The sequence below is a fragment of the Mesorhizobium sp. KACC 23794 genome (genome assembly GCF_052180275.1).
In the GTDB taxonomy this organism is placed as follows: Bacteria; Pseudomonadota; Alphaproteobacteria; order Rhizobiales; family Rhizobiaceae; genus Kumtagia.
The window spans coordinates 4,996,570-5,013,252 of record NZ_CP197465.1; the positions used below are offsets into that span (position 1 = coordinate 4,996,570).

General features: G+C 62.7%; 19 protein-coding genes. 3 read left to right on the top strand and 16 right to left on the bottom strand.

Features of this window, described 5'->3' with window-relative positions:
- Positions 1-19 precede the first annotated feature (19 nt).
- The 3 genes from dxs to ACSBOB_RS24535 all read right to left on the bottom strand — a co-directional run bounded on the left by dxs (position 20) and on the right by ACSBOB_RS24535 (position 3,274).
- Positions 20-1,933 carry a 1-deoxy-D-xylulose-5-phosphate synthase gene (gene dxs / locus ACSBOB_RS24525; RefSeq protein ID WP_442578671.1) on the bottom strand — a complete coding sequence of 638 codons (1,914 nt, stop codon included), beginning with the start codon at positions 1,931-1,933 and terminating at the stop codon, positions 20-22.
- Between the two features lie 133 nt (positions 1,934-2,066).
- A complete protein-coding gene (locus ACSBOB_RS24530) occupies positions 2,067-2,987 on the bottom strand; it encodes a pirin family protein (protein ID WP_442578672.1) in 921 nt (306 codons plus the stop codon).
- A complete protein-coding gene (locus tag ACSBOB_RS24535) occupies positions 2,984-3,274 on the bottom strand; it encodes a DUF2277 domain-containing protein (RefSeq protein WP_442578673.1) in 291 nt (96 codons plus the stop codon). The genes ACSBOB_RS24530 and ACSBOB_RS24535 overlap by 4 nt, the downstream gene beginning before the upstream one ends.
- Positions 3,275-3,788: 514 nt before the next feature.
- On the opposite strand from ACSBOB_RS24535, the gene ACSBOB_RS24540 reads away from it, so the two are divergent.
- The gene (locus tag ACSBOB_RS24540) at positions 3,789-4,649 is read left to right on the top strand and encodes a class I SAM-dependent methyltransferase (RefSeq protein ID WP_442578674.1); all 861 of its coding nucleotides are present in this window, start codon (positions 3,789-3,791) and stop codon (positions 4,647-4,649) included.
- 245 nt (positions 4,650-4,894) lie between these two features.
- Here ACSBOB_RS24540 and ACSBOB_RS24545 read toward each other — a convergent pair whose 3' ends face one another.
- The 5 genes from ACSBOB_RS24545 to ACSBOB_RS24565 form a co-directional block, all read right to left on the bottom strand.
- Positions 4,895-5,146: an exodeoxyribonuclease VII small subunit gene (locus ACSBOB_RS24545; protein ID WP_308058327.1), complete on the bottom strand. Its 252-nt coding sequence runs from the start codon at positions 5,144-5,146 to the stop codon at positions 4,895-4,897.
- A 2-nt stretch (positions 5,147-5,148) separates the two neighbouring features.
- Positions 5,149-6,075, bottom strand: a complete 927-nt coding sequence (locus tag ACSBOB_RS24550) for a histone deacetylase family protein (protein ID WP_442578675.1) — start codon at positions 6,073-6,075, stop codon at positions 5,149-5,151.
- Positions 6,076-6,166: 91 nt separating this feature from the next.
- Complete coding sequence (locus ACSBOB_RS24555) at positions 6,167-7,066, bottom strand: NAD(P)-dependent oxidoreductase (RefSeq protein ID WP_442578676.1); 900 nt, start codon at positions 7,064-7,066, stop codon at positions 6,167-6,169.
- Positions 7,067-7,123: 57 nt separating this feature from the next.
- Positions 7,124-8,107, bottom strand: coding sequence for a hypothetical protein (locus tag ACSBOB_RS24560; RefSeq protein WP_442578677.1), 984 nt, complete (start codon positions 8,105-8,107; stop codon positions 7,124-7,126).
- Positions 8,108-8,213: 106 nt separating this feature from the next.
- A complete protein-coding gene (locus ACSBOB_RS24565) occupies positions 8,214-8,846 on the bottom strand; it encodes a TetR/AcrR family transcriptional regulator (RefSeq protein ID WP_442578678.1) in 633 nt (210 codons plus the stop codon).
- A gap of 108 nt (positions 8,847-8,954) precedes the next feature.
- Between ACSBOB_RS24565 and ACSBOB_RS24570 the strand changes: the two genes are divergently transcribed.
- Complete coding sequence (locus ACSBOB_RS24570; RefSeq protein WP_442578679.1) at positions 8,955-10,175, top strand: MFS transporter; 1,221 nt, start codon at positions 8,955-8,957, stop codon at positions 10,173-10,175.
- Between the two features lie 90 nt (positions 10,176-10,265).
- Here ACSBOB_RS24570 and ACSBOB_RS24575 read toward each other — a convergent pair whose 3' ends face one another.
- The 4 genes from ACSBOB_RS24575 to aroC form a co-directional block, all read right to left on the bottom strand.
- Positions 10,266-10,568, bottom strand: a complete 303-nt coding sequence (locus ACSBOB_RS24575) for a type II toxin-antitoxin system RelE/ParE family toxin (protein ID WP_442578680.1) — start codon at positions 10,566-10,568, stop codon at positions 10,266-10,268.
- On the bottom strand, positions 10,565-10,861 hold the full coding sequence (locus ACSBOB_RS24580) for a hypothetical protein (protein WP_442578681.1): 297 nt from the start codon (positions 10,859-10,861) through the stop codon (positions 10,565-10,567). The genes ACSBOB_RS24575 and ACSBOB_RS24580 overlap by 4 nt, the downstream gene beginning before the upstream one ends.
- Before the next feature lie 70 nt (positions 10,862-10,931).
- Entirely contained in the window at positions 10,932-12,032 is a 1,101-nt protein-coding gene (ribB, locus tag ACSBOB_RS24585) for a 3,4-dihydroxy-2-butanone-4-phosphate synthase (protein WP_442578682.1), read from the bottom strand.
- 95 nt (positions 12,033-12,127) lie between these two features.
- The gene (gene aroC / locus ACSBOB_RS24590; RefSeq protein WP_442578683.1) at positions 12,128-13,225 is read right to left on the bottom strand and encodes a chorismate synthase; all 1,098 of its coding nucleotides are present in this window, start codon (positions 13,223-13,225) and stop codon (positions 12,128-12,130) included.
- 160 nt (positions 13,226-13,385) lie between these two features.
- On the opposite strand from aroC, the gene ACSBOB_RS24595 reads away from it, so the two are divergent.
- Complete coding sequence (locus ACSBOB_RS24595; protein WP_442578684.1) at positions 13,386-13,634, top strand: DUF1344 domain-containing protein; 249 nt, start codon at positions 13,386-13,388, stop codon at positions 13,632-13,634.
- A gap of 12 nt (positions 13,635-13,646) precedes the next feature.
- On the opposite strand, the gene ACSBOB_RS24600 is transcribed toward ACSBOB_RS24595, so the two are convergent.
- The 4 genes from ACSBOB_RS24600 to ACSBOB_RS24615 form a co-directional block, all read right to left on the bottom strand.
- On the bottom strand, positions 13,647-14,234 hold the full coding sequence (locus ACSBOB_RS24600) for a histidine phosphatase family protein (protein WP_442578685.1): 588 nt from the start codon (positions 14,232-14,234) through the stop codon (positions 13,647-13,649).
- 37 nt (positions 14,235-14,271) lie between these two features.
- Positions 14,272-15,090, bottom strand: coding sequence for an enoyl-ACP reductase FabI (fabI, locus tag ACSBOB_RS24605; protein ID WP_442578686.1), 819 nt, complete (start codon positions 15,088-15,090; stop codon positions 14,272-14,274).
- Between the two features lie 124 nt (positions 15,091-15,214).
- Positions 15,215-16,135: a DnaJ C-terminal domain-containing protein gene (locus tag ACSBOB_RS24610; RefSeq protein ID WP_442578687.1), complete on the bottom strand. Its 921-nt coding sequence runs from the start codon at positions 16,133-16,135 to the stop codon at positions 15,215-15,217.
- Between the two features lie 105 nt (positions 16,136-16,240).
- A complete protein-coding gene (locus ACSBOB_RS24615) occupies positions 16,241-16,678 on the bottom strand; it encodes an RT0821/Lpp0805 family surface protein (RefSeq protein ID WP_442578688.1) in 438 nt (145 codons plus the stop codon).
- Positions 16,679-16,683: the final 5 nt, after the last annotated feature.

Consider the following 16,683-nt stretch of genomic DNA (forward strand, 5'->3'; position numbering starts at 1 on the left):
ACGGATGGGCTGGATCGCGCTAGGCCGATGCGGATTGTGCCGAACGGCCAAGCGCCTGAAAGACGGTGGACACGATGCCGTCACTGTCCAGCCCGGCATCGGCATACATCTTTTCCGGCTTGGCATGCTCGACGAAGGCATCCGGCAGGATCAGCGGACGGATCTTCAGGCCATGTTCCAGCATGCCTTCGCGCGCCAGGAAATGCAGGACCTGCGTTGCGAAACCGCCGATGGCGTTCTCCTCGACGGTGATCAGCACCTCATGCCCGGCCGCCAGACGGCGCACCAGATCCTCGTCGAGCGGTTTTGCGAAGCGCGCATCGGCGACCGTCGTCGACAAGCCAAGCGCGCCAAGCTCCTCGGCGGCGAGCAGGCAATCCTGCAGCCTTGTGCCGAAGGACAGCAGCGCCACCTTGGTGCCTTCCCGCAGGATGCGGCCCTTGCCGATTTCCAACACGCTGCCGCGCTCCGGCATGTCGACGCCGACGCCGTTGCCGCGCGGATAGCGGAAGGCGATCGGGCCGTCGTCGTAAGCAGCGGCGGTGCGCACCATGTGGCGGAGTTCCGCCTCGTCGGCCGCCGCCATGACGACGAAACCGGGCAGGCTGGCGAGGTAGGTCGTGTCGAAGGCGCCGCAATGCGTCGGGCCGTCGGCGCCGACGAAACCGGCGCGGTCGATCGGGAAGCGTACCGGCAGCTTCTGGATCGCCACGTCGTGCACGACCTGGTCGTAGGCGCGTTGCAAAAAGGTGGAATAGATGGTCGCAAAGGGCTTCAGCCCCTCGGAGGCGAGGCCGGCGGCAAAGGTGACGGCATGCTGCTCGGCGATGCCGACATCGAAGGTGCGCGACGGGAATACCTCGCCGAAGAAATCGAGGCCTGTGCCGGACGGCATCGCCGCGGTGATAGCAACGATCCTGTCGTCCTCGCGAGCCTCCTGGATCAGGCTGTCGGCGAAGACTTTCGTGTAACTCGGTGCATTCGCAGGGGCTTTTGCCTGCGCGCCGGTGATCACGTCGAACTTGTTGACGCCGTGATATTTGTCGCTGGCGGCTTCGGCCGGACCGTAGCCCTTGCCCTTCTGGGTGACGACATGGATCAGCACCGGCCCGTCGCCATTGTCGCGGACGTTCTTCAGCACTGGAACCAGGTGATCGAGATTGTGTCCGTCGATCGGGCCGATGTGGTAGAAACCGAGTTCCTCGAACATCGTGCCACCGGTGACGTAGCCGCGCGCATGTTCCACGGCGCGGGTGACGGCGCGGTCGACGCGCTTGCCGAGATAGGACGTCAGTTTCTTGCCGAAATCGCGGAAGCCCATATAGGTGCGGCCGGAGGCCAGCCGCGCCAGATAGGCGCTCATGGCGCCGGTCGGCGGGGCGATCGACATATCGTTGTCGTTGAGGATGACGATCAGCCGGGCGTTCAGCGCGCCGGCATTGTTCATCGCCTCATAGGCCATGCCGGCCGACATGGCGCCGTCGCCGATGACGGCGATGACGTTGTTGCGGCCGCCCTTCAGGTCGCGTGCCACCGCCATGCCGAGCCCGGCCGAGATCGAGGTCGAGGAATGGGCAGCGCCGAAAGGATCGTATTCGCTCTCGGCCCGACGGGTGAAGCCGGACAAGCCGTTCTCGGTGCGCAGCGTGCGGATGCGCTCGCGGCGGCCGGTCAGGATCTTGTGCGGATAGGCCTGGTGGCCGACGTCCCAGATCAGGCGGTCAGCGGGCGTGTCGAAGACATAGTGCAACGCCACCGTCAGCTCGACCACGCCGAGACCGGCGCCGAGATGCCCGCCGGTGATCGAGACGGCGTCGATCAGTTCCGAGCGCAGTTCATCAGCCAATTGCGGCAGATCGCTTTCCGGCAGGGCGCGAAGGTCCGAGGGTATACGAACCCTGTCGAGAAGCGGGGTTTTGGGCGGTTGGTTCAATTTCTCTGCGCCTGCGACCAGGTTTTGGCCTGGATATCGTCGGTGTTCAGGTCTGGCGGACCCTCGGTCTCAACTATCCTGACCGGAGATAAAGACTAAAGCGTGCCCTGTAAATGCGCGACGGCGACGCGGCTCAGCCTTCCGGCAGCGGAATGAACTCCTCGGCGTCGCCCGGCACGATGTCGAAGCGGCCGGTGCGCCATTCCTCCTTGGCCTGTTCGATGCGCTCCTTGGAGGACGAGACAAAATTCCACCAGATGTGGCGGGGCGAACCCAGCGACGCGCCGCCGAACAGCATGAAATGCGCGCCGCGCTCCGACGACACGACGATCTCGTCGCCGGGCCGGAACACCAGCAGGCGGTCGGAGGGAAAACGGTCACCGGATATGTCGACCTCGCCGTCGAGCACATAGATGGCGCGTTCCTCGGCATCGGCCGGGATCGATACGCGAGCGCCGGCAGCAAGCGAAATGTCGGCGTAGAGCGTGTCACTCGCCGTGCGCACGGGGGATTTCAGGCCGGAAAAACCGCCAACGACGACGCGGCCCGAAACGCCGGCATCATCGAAGACGGGCAGGACGGCGCGGCCGGTGTTTTCGAAGGACGGCGCCACTTCCTCCTTGTCCTCCGGCAGGGCGATCCAGGTCTGCAGGCCGGACATCGACATGGGCGCGCCGCGAAGCTCCTCCGGCGTCCGCTCGGAGTGCACGATGCCGCGGCCGGCGGTCATCAGGTTCACATCGCCGGGTTCGATCACCATCTCGGTGCCGAGCGAATCGCGGTGCCTGATCTTGCCGTCGAAGAGATAGGTCACGGTGGCCAGCCCGATATGCGGATGCGGACGGACGTCCATCGCCTGGTCGCCGCGCAGGATTGCCGGCCCCATGCGGTCGAAGAAGATGAACGGGCCGACCAGCCGGCGCTTGGCCGTCGGCAGGGCACGGCGCACCTGGAAACCGCCGAGGTCCTTGGCGTTGGGGATGACCATCAGCTCGATGCCGTCGCAGGCCAAGGCATCGCCGGGATGCGGGTCGTTTCCTGGGAAAAAGCTCATTCGAACACGATCTCCGGTTGCTTAGCGAAGCGGAGGGCCGAACGGGCGCGCGCCTTGGTGGCCTCTTCCTCGCGGTCTTTCGGCGGCTGGTTGGTTTCGAGCGAGACCAGCAGTTCCTTCGCGGCGAAGGCAATCCGTTCGACCGCGAGACTGAAAACGTCCTCGTTGCGCTTCGACGGCCTGTTCGATCCGCTCAGTTTGCGGACGAACTGAAGCGCGGCGTCGCGGATCTCCTCGTCGGTCGCGGGTGGATCGAAATTGAACAGCGTCTTGATGTTGCGGCACATGATTGCCTTCTCTCCCGACGCCTTAACCTAGTCAACGGGTCAGCATTGTTCAAAGCGGCGCGACGGGCGCTATTACGGGAACGATCGTGTCGCAATCTGGTGATCGAGGAAACCGGTTGCAAGGGTTTGCTGATGCCTTCGCAATCAAAAGCCGCTCAGCCGGATCGCTACGCACAGGCCACATCCTGTGCCAACTCTCCCAGAGGTATTTTCGCGATTGGGACTGCGCGTTGATACCCAATATCGGACACCTGGCATTTACGGTCATTAAATAATGGATTTCAACTTGCAGATACTCGGCCACTGAAGGTTAGCGAAGACTTCCGGCCACCTGGAATCTCGCCCAGGCTGCTGGGTTGACTACAGACGACTGCGCCAGCGGAGCTAAGCGCCATCCCAAAAAAAGACCGACCGATGCCGTTCGCAGTCTTGGCCAAGGTCATCAGATGTGCGATAGACCAGCACAATATGCTGACGTTTCCATACCTGCGTCAGATCAGAGGGGGCCTAGGTTGTGAACAGTATTGCAAAAGCAAACACTTTTAGCGCATCGACCGTCGACCAAAATGATTTGTATGATCGAGAATTCCATGAATGGTTGAAGAGCAATCCTGGCGGAGTATTCTCACAATATTCTGTGCAGGATACAGTTAATAAATTAAATAAAGGCGGAAAACATCACACCCTTGGAGGAAATTTGTATGGTGCCGAGTGGAGCACAGGCGGTATTTCTTTCTTCAAAAGACTTAGACGCTTAGCTGACATTCCAAGATATGCCAGAATATGCGACTACGGCTGCGGCAGTTTGCGAATCGGCATACATTTTATCAAACAACAAAATTCTGGATGCTACTATGGACTTGATGTAACTAGGGATTTTATTGAACAAGGTGTAGAGTTTGCCGGAGATGTTGTACAAAATCGATGCGCCAAGCTTGGAACAATCGGTAACGATCTTGAGAGCGCTGTCAAATTTGACGCCGACCTACTCTTTGCAGCAAATATAGTTTGCCATATTCACCCCGAAGAGGCTGAGACATTCTACGCAAACATCAAAAAGATTGTTCACCGGCCCAACGGCATCATTCTGTTACACGTTGTGGAACACCCATTCATGGTACGATACCAGAAGTCGGGATGGGCTTGGCCGCTAGATTTCTACGACAAGAAAATGCGACCGTTTCGGCGGGTCGGAACTGACTTCATGAAGCCTTTTCACAAGGCGGGATACTTTATGAATGGCTATGTTCTTGTATACGAACGGCCCGCTAAAAGCGTATCTATTTTGAAGAATCTTATTCATCTCGTAAAAGACAAATACAGAGAACAAAAATATCACAAAAAACTTCGATTGCAAGCTAGAAACAAAGACTGACCCGCCGATACACTATTCCAATTAAAAGAAGTCACTGAACAACCCTTGCCTGCAAGGCTAGGGGTTCGAAAGAAGCGCCGACTTGAAACCGACTGCTCTGTGGAGAGCGCTAGCCGGACGTTCGGTCAATTGCCCAAAACCGCTGCTGTTCTTAGTAGTTGTCGCTTCGCGGCTTCCTCGTCCTTCCCTTCGCCTGAAGGCGAGAGCCTTGTATCCCCGGTGAGGACCAGTAAATACAACCAAACTCATTCTCCATCCAGCGGCTCGACGCCGACCGGCTTGCCTTCGCGAGAAAGGCGAATCTTTTCAACCTTGTCCTCGGCGGACTTCAACAAGCGGTCGCAGTGCGATTTCAACGCCTCGCCGCGCTCGTAGATGCGGATCGACTGGTCGAGCGGCACGTCGCCGCGCTCGAGATCGTCGACGATCTTCTCCAGCGCGTCGAGCGCCTGTTCGAAGCTCATGGCCTTGATGTCGGCGTTGGGTTCCTCGGCCATTCTCATCCTCTCATCATGCGGCTGATATGGGCGGCGACGGAGGAAGACAGGCCCTCCAGGTCGTAGCCGCCTTCCAACAGGCTGACTAGGCGGTTGCCGGCGCTCTTTCCCGCACGGTCGAGCAACTGGCCGGTCGCCCAGTCGAAATCTTCCTCGGTCAGATAGATCTCAGCCAGCGGGTCGCGGTGGTGGGCGTCGAAGCCGGCGGAGATGATGATCAGGTCCGGCGAAAAATTGCCGAGTGCCGGCAGCACGCGGGCGCGAAACGCTTCGCGGAAAAGGTCGCTGCCGGTGCGCGGCGACAGCGGCGCGTTGACGATGTTGCCGGCGCCGGTCTCGTCCTTGGCGCCGGTGCCGGGATAGAGCGGCATCTGGTGCGTCGAGCAGTAGAGCACGCTGGGATCGTCCCAGAAGATGTCCTGCGTGCCGTTACCGTGGTGCACATCCCAATCGACGATGGCAACGCGCTCGGCGCCATGTTTTCTCTGCGCATGGCGGGCGGCGATGGCTGCCGTGTTGAACAGGCAGAAACCCATCGCCGTGGTTTTTTCCGCGTGGTGGCCGGGCGGGCGAGCGGCGACGAAGGCGTTGTCGGCCTTGCCGGAAAATACGTCGTCGACCGCTGAATTCGCCGCGCCCACGGCGCGGATGGCGGCCTCCCAGCTTTGGGGGCTGACGGAGGTGTCGGCGTCGATCGAGCGGATGCCGGTCTCGGGAATTGCCACGCGGATCTTGTCGATGTGGCGCTCGGGATGGGCGTAGGTCAGCGTCTGCTCGTCGGCTTCCGGCGCCTCGACGCGGATCAAATCGGCAAAGGCGTCGTCCTCAAGAACACGCTCGATGGCGCGAAGCCGATCGGGCCGCTCGGGATGACCGGGCGGCGTCAAATGTTCGAGGAAGACCGGATGCGTGTAGAGCTTGGTGGCCATGCTCCCGATATAGGCGCTGAGTCCGGGAAAGGCCACGTCTGGCGACGATACCGGACGGCGGCATCAACAGATTCGAGCCTTCGATGCCAATCTATTCGAGCCGCGCCGGAAAACCCGGCGCGCGCAAATCGGTGCCAAGCGCGTCCTCCAGCAGGCGCACGACGGCGGTGGACTGGGCATCGCCGCCATAGGCCTTTCGCGCCCGGCTGAAGGTTTCGAGTGTGAGGCCCGCGAGATCGAGTGGGACGCCGAACTCGCGACCGAAATCCGCAGCGAAGCCGAGATCCTTCATGGCAAGATCCATGGTGAAGGCGATGTCGTAGCTGCCGTTGAGGATCAATTGGCCCTCGGTCTCGTGCACGAAACTGTTGCCGGAACTCGCCTTGATCGCGGCCCAGGCCTGCGCGAGGTCGAGCCCGCCACGCTTCGCCAGCATCAGCGCCTCGCCGTCGGCCACCAGATGGATGAAGGCGAGCATGTTGGTGATGACCTTTATCACCGCCGCCGATCCCAGCGGCCCCATGTGGAAAAGCCTTCCGCCAAGCGCATCGAGTGCCGGGCGATGAAGCGCGACGAGGTCGGCATCGCCTCCGGCAAGCAGGGTGATTTCGCCGCGCGCGGCCAGATGCACACCACCGGTGACCGGCAGTTCCAGCGTCCTGACGCCATGCTCCCCGGCCATCGCTGCCAGCCTCAGGATCTCATCGCGGCCGAGCGTCGACATCTCGATCCAGGTCGAGCCTGCGGCCATGCTCGGTATAACTGTCTTCAGCACGCTCTCCGAGACGGCCGGCGAAGGCAGGCAGGTGATCATCGTGTCGCAAGCGGCGGCAAGGCTTTGCGGCGAAGAGGCCCATGTGGCGCCCGCCGACAAATGCCGCTCTGCGTTCACCTTATCGCGATCGTGAACGCGAAGGTCGAAACCGGCCCGGCAAAGGTTGAGCGCCAGCGGGCCACCGAGATTGCCCAAGCCGATGAAACCGTATCGCATGTCATCGTCCCGTTTGATCTATTGGCTGCCGGTTACAGGTCGGAGTGGTTGAAAAGATCAGGCCGCGCCCGGCGCCCTGCCCCAGGCTGCTCCGCCGACAGAGGCCTGCGCCTTTTCCTTCAGCTCGCGAAACTGCTTCGAGGCGCCGGAAAGCTTCCGATCCCATTCCGCATCGGGCACCTGGCCCTCGATGCGGCGGAAATAGACCTGCATCAGCGCGGCGATGCAAAAGGGTTCGATGAAGGCCGAACTGAAAGCCCAGGTGAAGACGATGGCCAGGACAAAACCCCAGCCGGCAAGCTGGCCCGGCATGTAATAAAGAACCGCTGCGGCGGGGGCGAGGGTTGACAGGAAAACGACGATGGCGATGGCCCACATGAAGATGGTCAGCCACAGCGCGTTCTTGACCATCGCCTTGCCGTTCTGCGCGTAGAGCACGACCGCCTGGCAGGCGGTGCGGAATGGTTCGGAACTGTCCTGGCGGATGTTGTAGCCGAGGATAATCTCGTCGACATAGGTCATCGACATGCGGATGACCGAGTTAACGAAGCTGACCAGCGTGCCGAGGCCGGGAATGGGAATGAAGGCGGTGATGCCGCCGATCAGGCCGGTGATCGCGAGGATCGCCCCCTTGATCAGCTGGTCGAGCACGAACAGCGTGTTGGCCTCGCCGAAGCGGGCGGTGACAACCTGTCGCGCGTAGGCGATCTGCCCCTGCCCGCCGGGAACGTCGCGCCCGTCGATCAGGTGCACCATGACGGCGATATGCCCAGCCTTGACGATGTAAAGGATGTATTCACGCGCCCAGTAAAGGATTGCGGAGACCAGGGTGAAGCCGGTGACGCCGCCCCAGAAGCCAAGGCTTATCGGCCCATCCGGGCCACCAAAGATGTGGCCGACGCCGTAGCCGACGCCTGCGGCCGTCCCGGTCACCAGGATGTAGGCCAGCGTGATGCCGAAATAGACGATCATGCGAAACACGACGAAAGGCCAGGTGCGCAGCACGATGCCGATCGTCCTGCCGATCCGGAAATCCCACATGCGAATCGCCCCCAGCCAGCGTTCGGCCGGACTATAATCGAACGCGCCGCCCCTGCCATGGCTGTAGGCGCAGCGGCGGGCTGACGAGGTGAGGAGCCCCCTGCGATCAAGCTCCGAGGGAGTGAAGAGGCTCGGCGGCGGGAATGTCGGACGTGGCGAGAAAGCCCTCCAGCATCGCCTTGAACGCCGCCACGGCCTTCTTCGAAGTCGCCTCCGGATCGTCGGCGTTGGCGATCCATTGCGATGCGTGCAGGGTCGCGCCGTTGACCAGACGGGCTGTCGCTTCCGGGTCGATGTTTTTCACGACGCCTTCTTCCTTCAGCCGTGTCAGGTTCGCCGTCATCGCCGCGATACATCCGTTGACATTGGGCCATTTCGAGGGGTCGCCGAGGACCGCCGGCCCGTCGCGCAGCACGATGCGCTGGATTTCCGGTTCGAGCGCCATCTGGACATAGGCCGAGCATTCGTCAACGAAACCTTGCCAGCGGGTAGGCGCCTTTGCCGACACCTCCTGGAGCCGCTTCGTCACCTCGGAATCGATCTGCAGCACGACCGCCAGCAGGAGGCCCTTCTTGTCGCCGAAATGGTGGTAGAGCGCGCCGCGCGTCAGGCCCACCTCGGCGGTGAAGTCGTCCATCGACGCTTCGGCATAGCCGACCGTGCCGAAGGCGTGACGGGCGGCGGCGACCAGCTTTGCCCTGGTCTCGGCGATCATTTCGCTGCGCGGCCGGTGGGCCATTCAAAATCCCTTCGCATACGTCACGTATGCCAATTGACATACATATCGTATGTCATTATCTGCGTTTGGCATACGCACCGTATGTAAGTGATACCGCGAGGTGTTCCAATGCCTAATCCCTATTCGGAGATCTTCAAGGCCCGCGGCGCCAAGGGTTTCGCCGCGGCCGGTTTCTTCGCCAGGCTGCCGATCGCCATGGCGCCGATCGGCATCGTCGCCATGCTGTCGCAGACCTATGGCGAATACTGGCTGGCCGGCGCCGTCTCGGCCACCTACGCGCTGACCAATGCCGTCCTGGCGCCGCAAATCTCGCGGCTCGTCGACCGGCTCGGCCAGACGAAGGTGATCGTGCCGGCAACGATGGTTTCGGTGATCGCCTTCGCGGCAATGATCGCGGCTGCCAACCAGGACTGGCCTGTCTGGACGCTGTTCCTGTCGGCGCTTCTGGCGGCGTTCATGCCCAGCATCCCGGCAATGCTGCGGGCGCGCTGGAGCGAGCTCTTTCGCGACCGTCCCGAGCTCAACACGGCCTTCGCCTTCGAATCGGCGGCGGACGAACTTGTATACATCGCTGGCGCGTCGCTCTCGGTCGGGTTGAGCGTCGCACTGTTTCCCGAGGCGGGGATGCTGGTGAGCACGCTGTTCCTGGCCTTCGGATCGGCGGCCTTCATCGTCCAGCGCTCGACGGAACCTCGTGTGAGGCCAATGGACCATAGCGGGCAAGGCTCCGCGATCCGGCAGCGCCCGGTGCAAATCATTACCTTCGCCCTGATCTTCATCGGTGCGATCTTCGCGACCGCCGAAGTCAGCGCCGTGGCGATCACCAAGGAACTTGGCCAGCCGGGCGCTGCCAGCCTCGTCATCGGCGTCTACGCGGTCGGTTCGTTCGTCGTCGGCCTGATCGTCGGCGCGCTGAACCTGAGGATGCCGATGCAGCGCCAGCTTGCCATCGCCATCGGCATCATCGCCCTGACGACGCTGCCGCTGCTGGTCGCCGATACCGTACCGCTGCTGGCGCTTGCCGTGTTCGCCAGCGGCGTGGCGATCTCGCCGACCTTCATCACCGCCTTCGGCCTGATCGAGCGGCGGGTGCCGGAGGCCATGCTGACCGAGGGCGTCACCTGGGTCATGACGGGCATCGGCATCGGCATGGCGCTCGGCGCCTTCGCGGCGGGCTGGGTGGTCGATACGTTCGGCGCGCAGAACGGGTTCTGGGTGTCGGTGGCATCAGGCGCCGTGGCGCTGCTGACCGTTCTGCTTGGCCAGAAGAGCCTCGCCGGTGAAAGGACCGGGAGTTTGTCCGCCGCGGTGCCGCAGCCTGCGGAATGATCTGACGCATGGCGGAAAAGGGCTCCGGACGAACGCCGGAGTCTTTTTGACGTTGAGGGACGATCCAGTCGAAGCCTGCATTTGCAGCCCTCAATGATCCGAACGTTTGCGCGGCGGCCAGCGCTGCGCTCCGTGAAGCAGGCGAAGGATCTGTACCTCCGCCACTTTCCCGCCGATACGATACACCGCCAGAAATGGCGTGCCAGTGATCACCAGTTCACGGGTGCCGCGCCTGCGGCCGGGACGTCCGATCTTAGGGAAGTCAAACAGTGTATCGGTCTGCCGCTCAATTTCTTCGAGCTGGGCCAGAGCTGCCTGCGGACTATCGCGGGCGATATAGTCGATAGCCTTCTGCCTCTCGATCCGCGCCCGCGTCAGCCAGACGACCTTCACTTCTTATCGGCCTCGATCCGAGCAAGGAGTTCGGCCCGCTGTCTCGCCATATCCTGCTTGACAACCTCGTGCGGGATCCATTCCGTGTTCGGATCGTCGGCCTCCTTCAGCGCTGCCTCGATTTCCGCGTCGAACCATTTGTCATAGTCGCGCCTGGCCTGCGACTGCTCGACCGCTTCGCGCATTAAGACGCGCAGAAGCTGGGCGGCCGTGCGGTCCTGTGCCTTGGCGGTCGCCGCAAATGCCGTCTTCAGTTCGTCATCGAGGCGAAACGTGAATGTGGTGTCGGTCATTGGCGCACCCGATGTGTTACATGCGGAGTACACGATAACACATGGATCAACGCCCGTACGCGGAAAACGGCTACAGGATCTCCGTCCGCACGATCCTGATCCCGAACCCTTCCAGGCCGACATAGTGACGTTCGCGCGAGGCGATGAGGTCGATCGACTGGACGCCGAGATCCTTCAATATCTGTGCGCCGAGGCCGATCTCGCGCCATTCGGCTTCGCGGCGGCGGGCTTCCTCATGTCCCTCCCGGTCCTCGCTGACCGGCCGGATGCGGCCGGTGTGGGCGACGCCGACCGAGCCTTCGCGCAGGTAGACGATGACGCCCCGCTTGCGCTCGCCGAAGGATGCCAGAAGGTCCCTGAGCGTGGTCCCCGTTCCAAACATGTCATTGACGACGTCCTCGGAATGGAACCGCACCGGAACGCTCTCGCCATCGCGTATGTCGCCGAAGACCACCGCCACGTGATGCATGACATCCCACGGAACCGAATAGGTGAAAACCTTCGCCTTGCCGCCGGGCGTCTCGATGTCTGAAGAGGCGAGGCGCTGGACGAGGGTCTCCTGGCGCTGGCGGTAGGCGATCAGGTCGGCGACCGACACCTGCTTCAGATTGTTCTTCTCGGCGAAGGCCATGACATGCGGCCCGCGCATGACCGTGCCATTGTCGTTGACCAGTTCGGAGATGACGCCGACCGGCGGAAGGTTGGCGAGCTTGCAGAGGTCGACGGCGGCTTCGGTATGGCCGGAACGCATGAGCACGCCGCCCTCGCGGGCGATCAGCGGGAAAATGTGGCCAGGGCGCAAAAAGTCCGACGCGCCGGCGTTGCCGTTGGCGAGGTTGCGCACGGTGAGCGTACGGTCGTCGGCCGAAATGCCGGTGGTGGTGCCGTGCTTGAAGTCGACGCTGACGGTGAAGGCAGTGGTGTGCGCCGAATCATTGTCGGCGACCATCGGCGCAAGGTTCAGCCGGCGAGCGTCCTCGCGGGTCATCGGCGTGCAGACGATGCCGGAGGTGTGGCGCACGATGAAGGCCATCTTCTCCGGCGTGCAATGCACCGCCGCGACGATCAGGTCGCCTTCGTTCTCGCGGTCGTCATCGTCGGTGACGACCACGATCTCGCCGCGCTCGAAGGCGCGGATCGCTTCGACGACTTTTTTCTGATCGTAGGGCATTGGGCTCGCTTCGCTCTTGTTAGAGCGAATAGGGAGTAGCGAATAGCGGAAAGCTCGGCTTCAACCCTATTCGCTATTCGCTACTCCCTATTCGCTCATCTTCCGGTTTGTCCTCGATGCCGCAGATAATGATCGGCAATCGCGCAGGCAACCATTGCCTCGCCGATCGGCACGGCGCGGATACCGACACAGGGATCGTGGCGGCCCTTGGTCAGGATGTCGACGTTGCGGCCTTCCCTGTCGATCGACTGGCGCGGGGTCAGGATCGAGGAGGTCGGCTTGACGGCGAAGCGCGCGACGATGGGCTGGCCTGTCGAGATGCCGCCCAAAATGCCGCCGGCATGGTTGGACAGGAAGATCGGCTTGCCGTCATTGCCCATGCGCATCTCGTCGGCATTTTCCTCGCCGCGCAGTTTAGCTGCGGCAAAACCTTCTCCGATCTCCACGCCCTTGACGGCATTGATCGACATCAGGTTTCCGGCGATGTCCTGGTCGAGTTTTGCATAGATCGGCGCGCCGAGGCCGGGCGGCACGCCTTCGGCGACGATCTCGATGACCGCGCCGACCGACGAGCCGGCCTTGCGGATGCCGTCCAGATACCCAGCGAAGACCGGCACGGAGGCACGATCCGGCGAGAAGAAGGGGTTTTCGGCGTCGTGGACGAAATCCCAATCCCAGTTGGCGCGGTCGATCTCCTTCTCGCCCATGGAAACCAGCGCGCCGCGAACAACCAGGCCCGGCACGACTTTTCGGGCCAACGCTCCAGCCGCCACGCGCGCCGCGGTCTCTCGGGCAGACGAACGTCCGCCGCCGCGATAGTCGCGCAGGCCGTATTTGACGTCGTAGGTGTAGTCGGCATGGCCCGGCCGATACTGTTTTGCGATCTCGCCATAGTCCTTGGAGCGCTGGTCGACGTTTTCGATCAGCATGGAGACCGGCGTTCCGCTCGTCACCATCGTGTCACCGTCGTCGTCCATCAGGACGCCCGACAGGATCTTGACCTCGTCCGGCTCGCGACGCTGGGTGACGAAACGCGACTGTCCGGGGCGGCGGCGATCGAGGTCGTTCTGGATGTCGGCGAGCGTGAAGCGGATGCCGGGCGGGCAGCCGTCGACCACGCAGCCGAGGGCGGCGCCGTGGCTCTCACCCCAGGTGGTGACGCGGAAGAGATGGCCGAAAGTGTTGTGCGACATGAACAGGCCCGAACCGACGACCGCCTTCTATTGGCCTTTGCCCATGCGGTCAAATCGGCGCGGGGGCAGAAATAGTTTTGACACATTCCCCCTGTTTCTGGTCTCCTGAATCGGGGGAAGATCCGCGCGAAGCGGGTGAAAATCACTGAAGAGGATCGATATGCGTACCCTGATCGGCGCCCTTTGCGTTGCCATTCTCACCACCGTTGCCGCATTCGCCGCAGAAGCCGAAGGCAAGATCAAGTCAATCAACGTGGACGACCAGACGATCACGCTGGACGACGGGAAATCCTACAAGCTGCCGGGAGAGTTCGACATGGATTCGATCAAGACCGGCATGGACGTGCTGCTCGCCTATGACGAGATCGGTGGCCAGAACCTTATCACCGACATGCAGTTGCCCGAGTAGCGCGGAAGGGCGTCAGAGCCAGTCCAGCCTGCCGTCTTCCAGGCGCAAGATACGATCCTGAAAAATTTCGAGTGTCGCGGCGCGCTTGGGCGCCGTGTCTTCCAGGATTCGAAATATCGTTCGCATGACGCCGCCATGCGTGACGCTGACGGTGGGCCGGTCTACGGCGTCGAGCCAGGGGCGGATGCGGTCGAGCAGCATCTGGTAGCTTTCAGCCCCCTCGCCCGGCGGGACGAAGTTCCACTTGTCCCGCTTGCGCGCCAAGGTGACGCCCGGCTCGGCCGCTTCGAGTTCGAGGAAGGTAAATCCCTGCCAGTCGCCGAAACTGACCTCGACCAGCCGCGGATCGGTACGGTAGCCGCCGGGCGCTAGGCCCATCGCGGTGCGCACCCGCTCCATCGTCTCACGCGTGCGGCGCATTGGGCTGGCGACGAAATCAAATTCCGAAGGATCGGCGATCAGTTCGCGCAGCTTGGCGCCGTTGCGGTCGGCCTGCCGGCGCCCGGTCTCGGTGATGTCGTTCTCGGCCTGCCCTTGCAGCCGCCCTTCGGCGTTCCAGGAGGTCTGTCCGTGCCGGACGAAATAGATCAGCGGATGCATGCCGGAAGCCCCAAAGCCGGCGACCGACAGCCGCCGGTCACTCCTTCACGACGCTGATGTCGGGCGCGTCGACCGCCTTCATGCCGACGACGTGGTAACCCGAATCGACGTGATGGACTTCGCCGGTCACGGCGCGCGACAGATCGGAGAGGAAGTACAGGCCGGCATCGCCGACTTCCTCCGGCGTCACCGTACGCTTCAGCGGCGCGTTGTATTCGTTCCATTTCAGGATGTAGCGGAAGTCGCCGATGCCTGAGGCGGCAAGCGTCTTGATCGGCCCGGCCGAGATCGCGTTCACCCGGATGTTCTTGCCGCCGAGGTCGACGGCGAGATAACGCACGCTGGCCTCGAGGGCAGCCTTGGCGACGCCCATGACGTTGTAATGCGGCATGACTTTTTCGGCGCCGTAGTAAGTCAGCGTCAGCAGCGAGCCGCCGTCCGGCATCAGCGCCTCGGCCCGCCTGGCGACGTCTGTGAAGGAGAACACCGAAATATCCATCGTCTTCTGGAAATTGGCGCGGGTCGTTTCGACATAGCGGCCGTCGAGTTCCTCCTTGTCGGAGAAGGCGATGGCGTGGACGACGAAGTCGATCTTGCCCCAGAGTTTCTGGACCTCGCCGAAGACCGCATCCAGGGTCGAAGCGTCCGTCACGTCGCAATGGCCGACGACATGCGCGCCAAGTTCGGCAGCCAGCGGCTCGACGCGCTTCTTGAAGGCGTCGCCCTGATAGGTCAGCGCCACTTCGGCGCCCTGGTCGGCGCAGGCCTTGGCAATGCCATAAGCAATCGACCGGTTGTTGGCGACGCCCATGATCAGGCCGCGCTTGCCGGCCATCAGGCCCTGTCCACCCGCCATCGAAAACACCTCCGCAAGGTTGTGCCCGCCCTATCGCATAGGCGTTTCGTGCCTTCAAGCGCCGATGCTGCCCTTACCATGACAGCCGGCCGGGAATTTCAAACGATTTGAAGCGAGCCTGAACTCAGCCGCGACGCTTGCGCGCCAAGGCTTCCAGATCAGGGTCGGGCGTTTCCGGCAGCATGACGCGCAGGTGCACATAGAGATCGGCATGGCCGCCGGTCTTGACCGGCAAGCCCCTGCCCTTCAGGCGCAGCACCTTGTCCGAACTGGACCATGGCGGCACGGTGACCGCAACCTTTCCGGTCGGCGTCTCGACGGCGACCTTCTCGCCGAGGATGGCGTCCTCGAGCGGTACGGGCTGGTCGACATGCAGGTCGCGGCCCTCGATGCGGTAGCGGGGATGCCTGCGGATATGGATCTTGACCAGCGCGTCACCCGCACCGCCCGGCCCCTGCTCGCCCTGGCCCTTGAGCCGGATCGTCTGGCCTTCCTCGACATAGGCCGGCAGCTTCACCGCCAGCTTGCGTCCGTCTGGGAAGATGGCGCTGACTTTCGAGGCCGCTGCGAGCTCCTCGATGGTGACGTCGAGCGTGGCGTTCAAATCTTCGCCAACGGGCGGCTGGCGCATGCCGCCGCGCCCACCTGGGAAACCCTGACCGCCGCCGGGAAAGCCACCCTGGCCGAAAATCTCGCTGAAAATGTCGCCGGCATCGCCGCCGCCACGGAATTCGAATCGCGTCGAGCCGGCGCCCTGCGGGCCGCGCCGGAACCCTGCAAACGGATCGCCACCGGCTTGCCCTTCAAAACCCTGGAACTTCGGCTTGCCCTCGGCATCGATCTCGCCACGGTCAAAAGCCCCCCGGTTCTTGTCGTCGCCGACGATGTCGTAGGCCTGGGTCGCAGCGTTAAAGCGCTCCTTGGCCTTCGGATCGTCGGGATTCTGATCCGGATGGTATTTCTTGGCCAGCTTTCGGTAGGCCGATTTGATGTCCTTGGCCGTCGCGGTCTTCGCAACGCCCAGCACCTCGTAGGGATCGCGCATTCATACTGCCTGCGGCATGGGGTTGATGTCGTCCCTTATATGCGACGAGCTAGGAACAAATTCCAGAGGCAGGAACGCAAAGAAGCGCTTCGGCAACCTTCGCCGTCAAGACGCGCCGAACCGCTCCATGCGCCATGTGCCGGGCGCCACCATGCAGGCCTGCCCGTTGTACAGCGCCACGCCATCGAATCTTTCGCGCGAGGTTATGAAACGGCGGCAAAGCACGCCGGCGCTCTTGTCCTCGACGACGCTGCTGATCGCGCCGCGCGCACCCGTATCGGCATTGGCCCAGGGGATCGGCGCGCCCTTCAGCGATTCGACATCGGCGGACGACACGGCGTCGCGGATGGTCGCCTCGTCGGACAGCTGTTCCGGGCTGGCCGCGACAGGAGCGGCTTCGCCCACGGCCCCGGTCAGGATCGTCGGGTCGACCTCGGCCTTGGAAAGATTGAAACCGCCGGCCGCGCAGCCGCCCAATGCGAGGGACGCCAGAACGGCTGCGAGGAGGCCGGCACGGCGCGCCGGACACGAATCAATATCCACAGAGG